This window comes from Kitasatospora sp. DSM 101779 (assembly GCF_025655475.1).
Taxonomy (GTDB): Bacteria; Actinomycetota; Actinomycetes; order Streptomycetales; family Streptomycetaceae; genus Kitasatospora.
In genome coordinates, this window is sequence record NZ_JAHTIK010000001.1 from 6,487,602 (window position 1) to 6,501,300 (window position 13,699).

Below are 13,699 nucleotides of genomic sequence, written 5' to 3' on the forward strand. Positions count from 1 at the left end.
GCGCCGGGCCCGCCGCCGTGCCCGCGACCCGGGCCGCGCGCCCCGACCTGCCCGTACCACCCGTAACGGAGCGTCATGCCGCTCACCCACCTGCCGCTGGACGACCCCGGCAGACCCGACCTCTCCTCCCCGCTGGGCCTGCTGCGCTGGCTCTCCCGCGCCCAACGCCGCGGGCAGGTGCTCGCCACCTGCTGGGGCGTCCTCGAAATGGGATGCCAGGCGGCCCTGCCGCTCGCCCTCGGCCTCGGCATCCAGGCCGCGATCGACGGCGACACCGCCGGCATCTGGCGGGCCGGCGGCCTCGCCGCCCTGCTCGCCGTCCTCCAGGCGGTCGGCACCGTGCTGCTGCACCGCCAGGCGGTGTGGAACTGGATCACCTGCGCCGCGCAGGTCCGCCAGCTCGTCGCCCGCCAGGCCTCCCGCCTCGGCGCCGGCCTCTCCCGCCGGATCGCCACCGGCGAGGTGGTCGCCGTCAGCAGCGGCGACGTCGAGAAGATCGGCTGGTACGTCGAGCTGATGGCGCGGGTCCGCGCCGCCGTGCTGGTGTGGCTCGGCGTCAGCCTCGTCGTGCTCGTCCGCGAGCCGCTGCTCGGCGCCGCCGTCCTGCTCGGCGTGCCGGTGCTCGCCGCCGCCGTCTGGCCGCTGCTCGGCCCGTTCGAACGGCGCTACTCCGAGCAGCGCGCCCTCGGCGGCAAGGCCACCGAGCTCGCCGCCGACACCGTCGCGGGCCTGCGCGTGCTGCGCGGCATCGGCGGCGAGGAGCTCTTCCTGGAGCGCTACCGCACCGCCTCGCAGAAGGTCCGCCGGGCCGCCGTCCGGGCCGCCCGCACCTGGTCCCTGATGCAGGCCCAGCAGGTCCTGCTGCCCGGCCTGTTCGTCGTCGGCGTCACCTGGTACGGCGCCCACCTCGCCGCCACCGGCGCACTCGGCATCGGCGAACTCGTCGCCGTGTACGGTGCGACGGCCTTCCTCGCCGCGCCGCTGCGGATCCTCGGCGAGGCCGCGCACGCCTGGTCGGTGGCCCGGGTCTCGGCCGGCCGCGCCGCCCGGGTCCTCGCGCTCAGCCGCACCGCCCCCGGCAGCGACTTCCCGGACAGCATCGTCCGCCCCGAACGCGGCGACCTGCACGACCCGGTCACCGGCCTGACCGCCCGGGCCGGCCGGCTCACCGCCGTGGTCTGCGGCGACCCGGACATCGCCGGCGAACTCGCCGCCCGGCTCGGCGGGCACGTCCCGCTCGGCGAGGACGAGCGGCCCAAGCCCTCCGTCCGGCTAGGCGGCGTCCCGCTGGACGGCGTGCCGCTGTCCGACGCCCGGGCCGCCGTGCTCGTCCACGACAAGGAGCCGGTGCTGCTCTCCGGCACGCTGGCCGAGCTGCTGGACGTCCCCGGCGCCGGACGGGTGGACACCGCGGAGGCGCTCGCCGCCGCCCGTGCCGAGGACGTGCTCGACGCCCTCGTCGACGGCTCGCCCGAGTGCGGCGGCGACCCGATGGCCGCCCGGATCACGGAGCGGGGCCGCTCGCTCTCCGGCGGCCAGCGGCAGCGGCTCGCCCTCGCCCGCTCACTGGTGGCCGACCCGCCGGTGCTCGTCATGGACGAGCCCACCAGCGCCGTCGACGCCCACACCGAGTCGCGGATCGCGGCCGGCCTGCGCAAGGTCCGGGACGGCCGCACCACGGTGGTCTTCGCCACCAGCCCGCTGCTGCTCGACCAGGCCGACAGCGTCGTCCTCGTCCAGGACGGCCGGGTCGCCGCCGTCGGCACCCACCGCACCCTGATCGCCGACGACGCGCAGTACCGGGCCGTCGTCACCCGCGACGAGGACGCCGCGGGCCCGGCCCCCACCGCGGCCGGCCCGGTCCCCGCCGACACCCCCGCGCCGAACCAGACCATGAAGGAGGCGGCATGCGGCTCCCCCGAGGGCTGAAGCCCCCCACCGTCCAGGAGCAGGGGCCCGCCACCATGCTCCCGGTGGCCGGCCCGGCCACCGTCCGCGCCTACGTGCGCCTGCTCGCCCGCCGTCACCGCGGCGGTTTCACCGCCGTCGTCACGCTGCACTCGGTCGCCACGCTGGCCGGCCTGGTCGGCCCCTGGGTGCTCGGCTCGCTCGTCGAGTCGCTCTCCACCGGCACCACCGGGGGCCGCATCCTCGGCGCCGTCGGCTGGTACCTCGCGGCGCTGGTCGTCCAGTCGGTGTTCATCGGGCTCTCCCGGCTGCGCGGCAGCATCCTCGGCGAGGAGGTGCTCGCCGACCTGCGCGAGGACTTCCTCGTCCGGTCGGTTGCCCTGCCGCCCGGCGTGCTGGAGCGGGCCGGCACCGGAGACCTCGTCTCCCGCGGCACCACCGACATCGACCGGCTGGCGAAGTCCGTCCGTGAGGCCGTCCCCGAGCTCGCCGTCGCCGTGGTCTCCGTGGTGCTCGTGCTCGGCGCGCTGGTGCTGACCTCGCCGCTGCTCGCCGCCACCGCACTGATCGGCCTGCCGCTGCTGCTCGCCAGCTCCCGCTGGTACTTCCGGCGCGCGCCGCAGTCCTACCGCGCCGAGTCGGCCGGGTACGCGGCGGTCAACACCGTCCTCGCCGAGACGGTCGACGCCGGCCGCACCGTCGAGGCGCTGCGCCTCGGCGAGCAGCGGGTCCGGCTGACCGACCGCAAGATCGGCGAGTGGGCGGCCTGGGAGCGGTACACGCTCTGGCTGCGCTCGGTCTGGTTCCCGACCGTGGACGCGACCTACGCGCTGGCCGTGCTCGGCACGCTCACCCTCGGCGGGACGTTCACCGTCCGGGGCTGGATCGACGTCGGCCAGCTCACCGCCGGCGTGCTGTACGCGCAGGCGCTCGTCCACCCGGTCGACCTCATCCTGCGCTGGTACGACGAGCTGCAGATCGGGCAGGCGTCGCTGGCCCGCCTGGTCGGCGTCCGCGAGGTGCCCGACCCGGACACCGATGCGACGCTCGGGCCCGACGGGCGCCGGGTGCGGGCCGAGGAGGTCCGCTTCGGCTACCGCGAGGGCGCCGACGTGCTGCACGGCATCAGCCTGGACGTCGCGCCGGGCAGCCGGGTGGCCCTGGTCGGCCCGTCCGGCGCGGGCAAGTCCACGCTCGGGCGGCTGCTCGCCGGCATCTACGCACCGGGCCGCGGCCGGGTCACCCTCGGCGGCGCCGCCCTGGCGGAGATGCCCGCCGAGCGGGTCCGCGCCGAGGTCGCCCTGGTCAACCAGGAGCACCACGTGTTCGTGGGCACGCTCCGGGACAACCTGAGGCTCGCCCGGCCGGACGCCGACGACACCGAGCTGCGGTCCGCGCTCGCCGCCGTCGACGCCGAGGACTGGGCCGACGCCCTGCCCGAGGGCCTGGACACCGAGGTCGGCTCGGGCGGCACCGCGCTCACCCCGGCCCAGGCCCAGCAGCTGGCGCTCGCCCGGCTCGTCCTCGCCGACCCGCACACCCTGGTGCTGGACGAGGCGACCTCGCTGCTCGACCCGCGGGCCGCCCGCCACCTGGAGCGCTCGCTCTCCCGGGTGCTGGAGGGCCGCACCGTGATCGCCATCGCGCACCGCCTGCACACCGCGCACGACGCCGACGTGATCGCGGTGGTCGAGCAGGGCCGGATCAGCGAGTACGGCAGCCATCCCGAGCTGGTCGCGGCCGGCGGCCCGTACGCGGCCCTCTGGCGCTCCTGGCGCGACGAGCGCTGAGCGGCCGGTCCGGTCGGCGCACGGGGACCGGCATCGTGCCGAGCGGGCCGGTCCGGCGGAGCGCGGAGCAGCCGGCATTGCGCCGCCCGGGTCGCACCGGGCGGCGCGATACCGGCAAACCGGTACAGAACGGAGCAGACTGATGGTGTGACCAAGACTTCGGGTGGTTCCTCGGGCGGTGCGTCCGGCGGTGGCAAGCCGCGCGGCGAGATCGCGGGAGTGCCCACCAGAGTGATCGCCGGCGCGGTGATCGCGGTACTGGCGATCTGGTTCCTGTTCGCCAACCTCGACGACGTGGAGATCCAGTTCTGGGTGTTCACGGTGACCGCGCCGCTGTGGATCGCCCTGCTCGGCGCCCTGCTCGCCGGCGGCGCGGTCGGCTGGCTGCTCAAGGGGCGCCGAACCAAGTGACCACCACCAGCCCGCCGCTGATCGAACTCGCCGGTGTGAACAAGCACTTCGGCGAGCTGCACGTGCTGCAGGACATCGACCTGGTCGTCGGCCGGGGCGAGGTCGTGGTGGTGATCGGCCCCTCGGGCTCCGGCAAGTCCACCCTGTGCCGGGCGATCAACCGGCTGGAGACGGTGGAGAGCGGCCGGATCAGCATCGACGGCCGACCGCTGCCGCAGGAGGGCCGGGCGCTGGCCGCACTGCGTGCCGAGGTCGGCATGGTGTTCCAGTCCTTCAACCTCTTCGCGCACCGGACGGTGCTGGACAACCTCACCCTCGCGCAGACCAAGGTCCGCCGGCGCTCCCACGCGGACGCCGAGCGGCGCGGTCTCGACCTGCTGGACCGGGTCGGCCTCGCCTCGCACGCCGATCGCTACCCGGCGCAGCTCTCCGGCGGCCAGCAGCAGCGGGTGGCCATCGCCCGGGCCCTCGCCATGGACCCGAAGGCGCTGCTCTTCGACGAGCCGACCTCCGCCCTCGACCCGGAGATGATCACCGAGGTGCTGGACGTCATGCGCGGCCTCGCCCGGGACGGCATGACCATGGTCGTGGTCACCCACGAGATGGGCTTCGCCCGCGCCTCCGCCGACCGCGTGGTCTTCATGGCGGACGGCCGCATCGTGGAGGACCGCCCGCCGGAGGAGTTCTTCGCCGCCCCGCGCAGCGCGCGGGCCCGGGACTTCCTCGCCAAGATCCTCCAGCACTGAGGCTGCCGAGTGAAGCGCCCAGCCCGCACGGCCGCCGCCGTCCTGCTCGCCGTCCTCGCCCTGCTCGCCGCCGCCTGCGGGAGGCCCGGCACCCCGCCGCCCAAGGGCCCGCAGCCCGGCGCCCTGCCGCACTACCCCGTCCGCGACGCCTCCGGGGTGCAGGGCTCGCCCACCCTGGACGCGGCCCGCCGCCGCGGCCACCTGGTCGTCGGCGCCAAGGAGGACCAGCCATACCTGGGCCAGAGGGACCCGGCCACCGGCACCTACTCCGGCTTCGACATCGAGATCGCCAAGATGGTCGCCGCGGACCTCGGCTTCGCCCCGGAGGACGTCGAGTTCCGCACTGTCGCCTCCGCCAACCGCGAGACCGCGCTGCAGAACGGCCAGGTCGACTACTACGTCGGCACCTACACCATCAACGACCGGCGCAAGAAGCTGGTCGGCTTCGCCGGCCCGTACTTCGTCGCCGGGCAGAGCCTGCTGGTGCGGCGGAGCGACGACAGCATCCACGGGCCCGAGGACCTGGCCGGGCGCAAGGTCTGCTCCGCGGCCGGCTCCACCCCGTACCAGCGGATCGCCGAGGAGTACCCGAAGGCCGAGCTCGTCGCCTACGACACCTACTCGGCCTGCGTGGACAACCTGATCTCCGCCCAGGTCGCCGCCGTCACCACGGACAACGCGATCCTCCAGGGGTACGCGGCGAAGGCACCCGACGAGATGAAGGTGGTCGGCGAGCCGTTCTCCCGCGAGCCCTACGGCATCGGCACGCCCAAGGGCGACACCGTCCTGCGCGGTGCGATCGACGACGCGCTCGCCCGGCACGAGCAGAACGGCGACTGGCGCAGGGCGTACGACGCCACCCTGGGCCTCTCCGGCGTACCCGCCCCCGCCCCGCCCCCGATCGACCGCTACTGACCGGCGTCCGTCCACGCCGCCCCCGATCGACCGCCACTCGCTCCCGAAGGGGCCGCCGCATGAAAGTGCTGATCGACAACTGGTCGACCTACTGGCACGGCTTCCTCGGGACCCTGGCGCTCACCGGGGTCAGCGCCGGGCTGGCGCTCACCGTCGGAGTGCTGGTCGCCGCCTTCCGGGTCTCGCCGGTGCGGCCGCTGCGGGCCTTCGGCACCGGCTGGGTGACAGTGCTGCGCAACACCCCGCTGACCCTGCTCTTCTTCGTGGTGGTGCTGGGCCTGCCGCGGTTCGGCATCGTGCTGCCGTTCTTCACCTTCGCCGTGCTGGCGCTCGGCTGCTACACCTCGGCCTTCGTCTGCGAGGCGTTCCGCTCGGGCATCAACACCGTGCCGGCCGGGCAGGGGGAGGCGGCCCGCAGCCTCGGTCTGACGTTCGGCCAGACGCTGGGCCTGGTGGTGCTGCCGCAGGCGTACCGCGCGGTCGTCGCGCCGCTCGGCAGCGTGATGATCGCACTGGCGAAGAACACCGCGATCGCCGGCTCGTTCAGCGTGGTCGAGCTGCTCGGCACCTACCACACCGTCAACGAGCTCGGCTACAGCGTGATCTGGGCCTTCGTCTGGATCGCTGCCGGCTACCTGCTGATCACCCTGGCGATCAGCGCACTGTTCGGCGTCCTGGAGCGGCGTGCGGCGGTGAGCCGGTGACCACCGAGGCCTCCGCGCTCTACGACGTCCCCGGCCCACGGGCGCTGGCCCGCCACCGGCTCTACGGCCTGCTCGCCGCCCTGGCCCTGGCGGCCCTGATCGGCTGGCTGGTCGTCCAACTCTTCGACACCCACCAGTTCACCAACGAGAAGTGGACGGCCTTCCAGTACCGCGGCATCCAGGAGCTGCTGCTGCGCGGCCTCGCCAACACACTGAAGGCCTTCGGCTGGACGGTGCTGCTCGCGCTGCCCTTCGCGGCGCTGTTCGCGGCCGGGCGGCTCTCCGAGCACGCCCTGGTCCGGCGGATCAGCGGGGCGGTGGTCGAGTTCTTCCGGGCGATGCCGCTCCTGGTGATGATCTTCTTCATCTTCGTGGCACTGAAAGCGGACCCGCTCCAGGCACTGGTCGCCGGACTCGTCCTCTACAACGGCTCGGTGCTGGCCGAGGTGCTGCGCGCCGGCGTGCTCGCCGTGCCCGCCGGGCAGCGGGAGGCCGGGTACGCGCTCGGGATGCGCAAGACCCAGGTGATGGCGTACGTCCTGGTGCCGCAGGCGAACCGGGCGATGCTGCCCAGCATCATCAGCCAGCTCGTGGTGGCGCTGAAGGACACCTCGCTCGGCTTCCTGATCACCTACGAGGAGTTCCTGCACGCCGGCAAGCTGATCGCCACCAACCTCGACTACGGCCTGCCGTTCATCCCGGTCGTGATGGTCGTCGCCCCGGTCTACATCGGCCTGTGCCTGCTGCTGTCCTGGCTCGCCCGGGCGGTCGAGCGGCGCGGGCGGCGCAGCCCGAAGACGCGCGGCGGAGCACCGGTGGCCCCGGCCGAGGCCGTGACCGGACTGCCGCCGGACGCCCAGGGCTAGAGCGTTCACCCCACGCGCCCCAGGGTGGTGCCTCTTCAGCCAGTGCGTGAGCGGCCTGTCCCCCGATGCCCGGGGGTAGGTCGCCCATGGAGGTGGGGAGCGCGTACGGTGACCGCGAGCTGACGGTGCGTCGTCAGCGGACCCAACCTCCGCTTATGATTCGTTGGTGTTCGATTCACGGCACATCAGGACCTTCCACGAGGTGGTCGTCTCCGGCTCCTACTCGGCGGCGGCCCGTACGCTCGGCTACACCCAGCCCGCGATCACGCAGCAGATGAAGGCGCTGGAGCGCTCCGTCGGCGTGCCGCTGTTCACCCGGGCCGGCCGCGGCCTGAGGCTCACCGAGGCCGGCGAGGCGCTGGCCCGGCACGCCGAGACGATCCTCGACAGCCTCGCCTCCGCCCAGCAGCAGCTGGGCGCACTCGCCCGGCTGCGCGCCGGGAAGGTCAGGGTGTGCGCCTTCCCGAGCGCCAACGCGACCCTCATCCCGGAGACGATGGCCCGGCTGCTCGCCGACCACCCCGGCATCCGGGTCGAACTCCTGGAGGCGGAACCGCCCGACTCCGTGCAGCGGCTGCTGCGCGGCGAGTGCGACATCGCGCTGGCCTTCCAGTACCCGGGCCTGCCGGTGGAGGTCCCGCCCGAGGTCGTCGAGACGCCGCTGCTGGAGGACCAGCTGACCGTGCTGCTGCCGGTCGGCCACCCGCTGGCCCGCCGGAGCGCCGTCCGGCTCGCGGACCTCGCGGGGGAGCGGTGGATCGCCGGCTGCCCGCGCTGCCGCGCCAACCTGCTGCAGATCTGCGCGGACCAGGGGTGGACCCCGGACATCGTCTTCACCACCGACGACAACCTCGCCGTGCAGAGCCTCGTCGCCGCGGGCGTGGGGATTGCGCTGATGCCCGCACTGGTGCTCTCCTTCCTGTGCCACGCCAAGGTCACCGGCCGCCTGGTCGAGCCGCACCACCGCCGCCGGGTGCTCGCCTACGCACTGCGCGAACAGCTGCGGATGCCCGCCACCGCGCTGGTGCTGGACGAACTCCGCCGCGCCGCCGCCTCCCGCGCCGGCTGCTGAGGGGCCGACAGGTCCCGGCACCCATAAGCGGGAGTTGGCGATCCCTCAACAGACTGTCGTTGGACGTGATGGATCGTGGCGTCGACCCTGCTGCCATGGCCACCGCCGCGAATCCCTCCGCCGTCCCCGCCACCACCCCGGTCGGCACGGCCGCCACCGCCACCGCCGCCCGCACCCACGCCGCGACCGTCCCCTCCCCGACCGCAGCCCCCCGTAGCGCCCCCGCCGGCCGCCTCACCGTCGCCGGACCTGCCACCCCGCGGATGCAGCAGCTCATCGCCGACATCCGTGCCGCCGCCGGACGCGGCCTCGACCCCGGCACCACCGCCCGACTGGTCGCCGACCGCCTCGCCCCGCACCTCGGCCCCGACGACCTGCTCACCCCCGAACAGCGCCTCGGCGACCCCGCCCGCTACCGGCAGCACCTGGTGCACGCCGAAGCGGACGGCTCGTTCTCCGTCGTCGCCCTGGTGTGGCTGCCCGGCCAGCAGACCCCGATCCACGACCACGTCGCCTGGTGCGTCGCCGGCGTCCACCGCGGCCAGGAGAGCGAACTGCGCTACCGGCTCGTCCCCGACGGCCCGACCGCGCGGCTGGAGTTCACCGAGGCCGCCGTCAGCCCGCAGGGATCGGTCGCCGCCTTCGCCCCGCCCGGCGACATCCACCTCGTTCGCAACGCCGGCCCCGGGACCGCCCTGTCCATCCACGTCTACGGCGCCGACATCGCCCGGCTCACCACCAGCATCCGCCGCACCTACCACCTGCCGGCCGGCCCCGGCCCGGCCATCGGCGGGATGTGAGCCCGATGGCCCTCACCCTGCGCACGACGGCCCGGCCGACCGCCCCGCCGCTGCTCCACCGCACCGGACCCGGTCTGCTGCTCGCCTGCCTCGGCACCGCCGCCGCCTGGGCCGTGCACGCCGCCGTGCCCGCCGTCCCCCGCCTCACCGCCGCGGTGGTGCTCGGCATCGCCGCCGCCCATCTGCCGGGCCTGCGTCCGCTCGTCCGCGGCCATGCCCGCCCCGGGCTCTCGCTGGCCGGCCGCCGGCTGATGCGCGCCGGAATCGTGCTGCTCGGGCTCGCCCTCGGCCTCGACGACCTGCTCGGCCTCGGCTGGGCCACCGTCGCCATGGTGCTCGCCGTGGTCGCCGCCACCTTCGCCGGCACCGTCTGGCTCGGCCGCCGCCTCGGCCTGCCCGGCGACCAGCCGCTGCTGGTCGCCACCGGCTACTCGATCTGCGGAGCCTCCGCCATCGGCGCCGTCGCCGAGACCGCCGGCAGCGACGAGGAGGACGTCGCCGCCTCCGTCGCCCTGGTCACCCTCTGCGGCACCCTCGCCATCGCCGTCCTGCCGCTGCTCCACCACCCGCTCGGACTCGACGCGCCCGGCTTCGGCCGCTGGGTCGGTGCGAGCGTCCACGACGTCGGCCAGGTGGTCGCCACCGCGCAGACCGCCGGACCGGTGGCGCTGCGCGAGGCGGTCGTCGTCAAACTCATGCGGGTGCTGCTGCTCGCCCCCCTGGTCGCCGGCACCGCCCTCGCCCTGGCCCGCCGCGCCCGCCCGGCCGCCGCGCCAACGGCCCACGGCGAAACGGAAGTCGTCCGGACGGCCGGCACCCGGCGACCCGCCCCGGTACCGCTGTTCGTCGGCGGCTTCCTGCTCGCCGTCGCCGTGCGCTCCACCGGTCTGCTGCCCGACCCGGCCCTGGACCTCGCCCAGGACGGCCGCGAACTCCTGCTCACCGCCGCCCTGTTCGGTCTCGGCAGCGCCGTCGACCTGCCCGCCCTGCTGCGCACCGGAGGACGGATCGCCCTGCTCGGCCTCGGTTCCTGGACGGTGGTCGCCGGAGTGTCCTACATCGGTGTCCTGCTGACCCGCTGAGCGGTTAGAGTCGATCGCGTCCGACCTGTTCGACCCCGGAGGTGCGCTGCGATGAACCGCCCGCCCGTCCGCGACGACGCCGGCCCCGTCACCCTGGACCGGCGCGACGGCCCGTACGGCGAGGTGGTGCTGCGCCGCCGCGGTGAGCACCTGGAGATCATCGCCAACGGCTGCTTCCTGATGGACACCGCGGACGGCCGCTCCGAACGACTGCTGGTGCAGGCGGCACTCGACGGGCTCGCCGCGCCCCGGCCGTCCGTGCTGATCGGCGGCCTCGGGGTCGGCTTCTCGCTGGCGTACGCGGCGGCCGAACCGCGCTGGGGCCGGATCGCGGTGGCGGAGCGCGAGGCGGCCGTCATCGACTGGCACCGCACCGGCCCGCTCGGCGCGTTCTCCGCCGGCGCCCTGGACGACCCGCGGGTCAGCGTGCTGCACACCGACCTGGTGGCGCACCTGGCCGGTGACGGCGAGGCGTACGACGCGCTCTGCCTCGACATCGACAACGGCCCGGACTGGACGGTCGACGAGGACAACGACGGGCTGTACGGGCCGGCCGGACTGGCCGCCGCCCACCGCCGGCTCAACCCCGGCGGCATCCTCGCCGTGTGGAGCGCCCGGCCCTCCACCGCCTTCGAACAGGCGCTGCGGAGGGCCGGGTTCGCGGACGTGCACACCCTGGAGGTGGCGGTCGCGCGCGGCGTGCCGGATGCGGTGCACCTGGCACGCCGCGCGTGAACCGCGCGGGGCCGCCCGCTACTTCAGGCCGTTGTCCACCGCGGTCATCAGCTCACCGCTCGCGGTGTCGCCGTCGAAGGACCAGATCATGGCCCCCGCCAGCCCCTGCGCCTTGATCCAGGCGGTCTTGCGGGCGATCTCCGTCGGGTCGTCGTAGGTGTAGAGGACGTTGCCGTTGTAGATGTAGGCGAAGCCCGCCACCGGGTCCCGGTAGACGGTGTAACCGCCGCCCGTGGCCATGTCCTTGAGCTTGTGGTAGTCCTCGTAGCCGGCCTCGTAGGTGCCGGGGGCGGCGCCGGTCGAGGTCTGGAACAGGCCGTTGGTGGTGCCGCGCGGCACGCCCTGCCAGCCGCGTCCGTAGAACGGGATGCCGAGGGTCAGCTTGCTCTTCGGGGCCCCGCCCGTGACGTACGCGTTGATGGCGATCTCGGAGCTGAACCGCTGGTTCGCCGGGCTCGGGTCGCCCGCCGGCAGGGTGAGCGCCGACTGCTGGTTGGTGGTGGTCTCCCAGGCGCCGTGGTAGTCGTAGCCCTGGATCGTGGCGAAGTCGAACGCCCCGAACAGGCCCGGGACGTCGATGCCCGCAGAGATCTTCGCCGGGTCGGCCGGCAGGAAGGCGCTCAGCGTGTAGTGCTTGCCGGTGGTGGCTCCCAGCGCGTCCAGCTGACGGCGGAACTCCTGGGCCAGCAGGGTGTAGTTGGCCTTGTCGGCCGGCTTGTAGATGTTGCCGAGGTGGCCGTCCGAGTTCGGCCACTCCCAGTCGAGGTCGATGCCGTCGAAGATCCCGGCGGCCGAGCCGGCGCCGCCGCGGCCGTCGATCACCGGCAGGTTGCCCTTGATGTACATGTCGATGCAGGAGCTCACCAGCGCCTTGCGGGAGGCGTCGGTGGCGGCCGCGTCGGAGAACCACTTGCTGTACGACCAGCCGCCGATGGAGATCTGGATCTTCAGGTTGGGGTGCTTGGCCTTCAGCTGCTTGAGCTGGTTGAAGTTGCCGGCCAGCGGCTGGTCCCAGGTGTCGGTGGTGCCGGCCACCGAGTTGCCCGCGTCCCAGCCCTTGCCGAAGTCGGCCCAGGCGTCACCGGCGCCGTCGCCGGCGTTCGGGTCGGAGTCGTTGCCGGCCGCCTTGTTGGTGATGAAGCACTGCTTGGAGGTCGGGTGGATGTTGGCGAAGGCGTAGTTGAGCGTGGTGAGCTTCGCCGCGCTGCCCGAGGTCTCCAACTGCTTGACGCTGTAGCCGCGGGAGTAGATCGACCACTGGGTGAAGTAGCCGATCTTCATGCCGCCGCCGCCCCCGCCGCCGGTCTGGGTGCGGGCGGTGACGGGGCCGGAGGCGGTCGAGGCGTTGCCCGCCGCGTCCCGGGCCTTCACGGTGAAGGTGTACGAGGTGTCCGCGGCCAGGCCGCCGACGGTGGCCGAGGTGCCGGTGACGGTCGCGGCGATCGTGCCGCCGTTGTAGACGTCGTAGGCGACCACGCCGACGTTGTCGGTGGAGGCGCCCCAGGTGAGTGAGACCGAGCTCGACGTGGTGCCGGTGACCGTCGGCGTGCCGGGGGCGGTCGGCGGCTGCGGGTCGGTGGTGTTCGGGACGGTCACGGTGACCGGCCCCGCCGCGGTGGAGCGGTTGCCCGCCGCGTCGAAGGCGACCACGGTGAAGCTGTGCGCACCCGCCGACAGCCCGGTGACCGTGGCCGAGGTGCCCGTCACGGTGGCCCGCTTGACGGTGCCCTCCAGGACGTCGTAGCCGGCGACGCCGACGTTGTCGGTGGAGGCCGTCCAGGACAGTGCCGCACCGTTGCTGCCGCTCGGCGTTCCGGTCAGGTTGCCCGGGGCGGTCGGCGGAGCGGTGTCGCCGCCCCCGCCGCCGCACGGCGCGCCGTTGAGCTTGCAGTTGGCGAGCGGCACGTAGGCGCCCGAGTAGGCGATGTTGAAGCCGAAGTTGTACGAGCCGCCGGCCGGGATGCTCGGCTGCCAGCTCGGGTTCTTCACCGTGACGTGCGAGGACGCCACCGTGTAGGTCGCGTTCCACAGCGAGGCGACCGAGTTGTTGGCGGGCAGGTCGAACTCGAGCGTCCAGCCGTTGATGGCGCTCGTGGTGCCGTTGGTGATGGTGTAGCTGCCGCCGTACCCGGTGCCCCAGTCCTGGTCCTTGGCGAAGGTGGCGGTGGCGCCCGCGGCGTGGGCCGCGGTGGCGGGCAGGGCGACCGCGACGAGCGGTGCGAGGAGGGTCCCCGCGGCGATCAGCGGGAGGCGGTACCGACGTTTGCGCATGGGTGAGAGCTCCTGTCCGGGAGCACGCCGGACCGCGTACGGCCCAGGGCTCCGCTACCTGTGGGGGAGGTGCCAGGTGCAGGGCTCCGGACGCGTGGGCGCGGCGGAGCCGGGTCCCCGGGCCGTCGGGTTGCCGCGGAGGTCCTGTCCAGGAGGTTAGGGAGGGGGCGGCCGCTGCGCAATAGGTCTGGACCATGCGGCGTGGCCGAACGGTGACGATCCGTCACGCGGCGAGTGGGGCGGGAGGTCCGGGTGCGGAACGGCCGACGGCCGGGCGGGTGGGGGCACCACCTGCCCGGCCGTCGGCCGTGCACCACTGACCCGGGGTCAGCCGAAGGGGCTGTACGACGGGGGCTCCTCGGGCGCCGGCGGCGCGGCGGGAGCGGCCGGCGCCGAGGG

At 74.2% G+C, this 13,699-nt stretch carries 12 protein-coding genes; 11 read left to right on the forward strand and 1 reads right to left on the reverse strand.

Features of this window, described 5'->3' with window-relative positions; translation table 11 throughout:
* The first annotated feature begins 75 nt into the window (after positions 1-75).
* From KSNIM_RS29540 to KSNIM_RS29590, 11 genes are all read left to right on the forward strand, one after another.
* Complete coding sequence (locus KSNIM_RS29540) at positions 76-1,929, forward strand: ABC transporter transmembrane domain-containing protein (protein ID WP_263106180.1); 1,854 nt, start codon at positions 76-78, stop codon at positions 1,927-1,929.
* Positions 1,908-3,698 carry an ABC transporter ATP-binding protein gene (locus tag KSNIM_RS29545; RefSeq protein WP_263106181.1) on the forward strand — a complete coding sequence of 597 codons (1,791 nt, stop codon included), beginning with the start codon at positions 1,908-1,910 and terminating at the stop codon, positions 3,696-3,698. The genes KSNIM_RS29540 and KSNIM_RS29545 overlap by 22 nt, the downstream gene beginning before the upstream one ends.
* Positions 3,699-3,845: 147 nt before the next feature.
* Entirely contained in the window at positions 3,846-4,109 is a 264-nt protein-coding gene (locus KSNIM_RS29550) for a lipopolysaccharide assembly protein LapA domain-containing protein (protein WP_263106182.1), read from the forward strand.
* A gap of 17 nt (positions 4,110-4,126) precedes the next feature.
* Positions 4,127-4,855 (forward strand): amino acid ABC transporter ATP-binding protein, encoded by a 729-nt coding sequence (locus KSNIM_RS29555; RefSeq protein WP_263108164.1) that lies wholly within the window; start codon positions 4,127-4,129, stop codon positions 4,853-4,855.
* Between the two features lie 9 nt (positions 4,856-4,864).
* Positions 4,865-5,770, forward strand: coding sequence for a glutamate ABC transporter substrate-binding protein (locus KSNIM_RS29560; protein WP_263106183.1), 906 nt, complete (start codon positions 4,865-4,867; stop codon positions 5,768-5,770).
* Positions 5,771-5,829: 59 nt separating this feature from the next.
* Positions 5,830-6,474: an amino acid ABC transporter permease gene (locus KSNIM_RS29565; protein ID WP_263106184.1), complete on the forward strand. Its 645-nt coding sequence runs from the start codon at positions 5,830-5,832 to the stop codon at positions 6,472-6,474.
* Positions 6,471-7,340 (forward strand): amino acid ABC transporter permease, encoded by an 870-nt coding sequence (locus KSNIM_RS29570; RefSeq protein ID WP_263106185.1) that lies wholly within the window; start codon positions 6,471-6,473, stop codon positions 7,338-7,340. The genes KSNIM_RS29565 and KSNIM_RS29570 overlap by 4 nt, the downstream gene beginning before the upstream one ends.
* 166 nt (positions 7,341-7,506) lie before the next feature.
* Positions 7,507-8,412 carry a LysR family transcriptional regulator gene (locus tag KSNIM_RS29575; protein ID WP_263106186.1) on the forward strand — a complete coding sequence of 302 codons (906 nt, stop codon included), beginning with the start codon at positions 7,507-7,509 and terminating at the stop codon, positions 8,410-8,412.
* A 263-nt stretch (positions 8,413-8,675) separates the two neighbouring features.
* Positions 8,676-9,212 (forward strand): cysteine dioxygenase family protein, encoded by a 537-nt coding sequence (locus KSNIM_RS29580; RefSeq protein ID WP_263108165.1) that lies wholly within the window; start codon positions 8,676-8,678, stop codon positions 9,210-9,212.
* A 5-nt stretch (positions 9,213-9,217) separates the two neighbouring features.
* Positions 9,218-10,294 (forward strand): YeiH family protein, encoded by a 1,077-nt coding sequence (locus KSNIM_RS29585; protein WP_263106187.1) that lies wholly within the window; start codon positions 9,218-9,220, stop codon positions 10,292-10,294.
* A gap of 51 nt (positions 10,295-10,345) precedes the next feature.
* On the forward strand, positions 10,346-11,029 hold the full coding sequence (locus KSNIM_RS29590; RefSeq protein ID WP_263106188.1) for a spermidine synthase: 684 nt from the start codon (positions 10,346-10,348) through the stop codon (positions 11,027-11,029).
* An 18-nt stretch (positions 11,030-11,047) separates the two neighbouring features.
* Here KSNIM_RS29590 and KSNIM_RS29595 read toward each other — a convergent pair whose 3' ends face one another.
* Entirely contained in the window at positions 11,048-13,300 is a 2,253-nt protein-coding gene (locus KSNIM_RS29595) for a glycoside hydrolase family 18 chitinase (RefSeq protein WP_263106189.1), read from the reverse strand.
* Between the last annotated feature and the right edge of the window lie 399 nt (positions 13,301-13,699).

What these genes read in the sequence shown, in the direction of transcription:
- KSNIM_RS29540 (WP_263106180.1), top strand. Translation starts at nt 76, where the DNA reads ATGCCGCTCACCCACCTGCCGCTGGACGACCCCGGCAGACCCGACCTC.
- KSNIM_RS29585 (WP_263106187.1), top strand. Translation starts at nt 9,218, where the DNA reads ATGGCCCTCACCCTGCGCACGACGGCCCGGCCGACCGCCCCGCCGCTG.
- KSNIM_RS29545 (WP_263106181.1), top strand. Translation starts at nt 1,908, where the DNA reads ATGCGGCTCCCCCGAGGGCTGAAGCCCCCCACCGTCCAGGAGCAGGGG.
- KSNIM_RS29565 (WP_263106184.1), top strand. Translation starts at nt 5,830, where the DNA reads ATGAAAGTGCTGATCGACAACTGGTCGACCTACTGGCACGGCTTCCTC.
- KSNIM_RS29590 (WP_263106188.1), top strand. Translation starts at nt 10,346, where the DNA reads ATGAACCGCCCGCCCGTCCGCGACGACGCCGGCCCCGTCACCCTGGAC.
- KSNIM_RS29580 (WP_263108165.1), top strand. Translation starts at nt 8,676, where the DNA reads ATGCAGCAGCTCATCGCCGACATCCGTGCCGCCGCCGGACGCGGCCTC.
- KSNIM_RS29595 (WP_263106189.1), bottom strand. Translation starts at nt 13,300, where the DNA reads ATGCGCAAACGTCGGTACCGCCTCCCGCTGATCGCCGCGGGGACCCTC.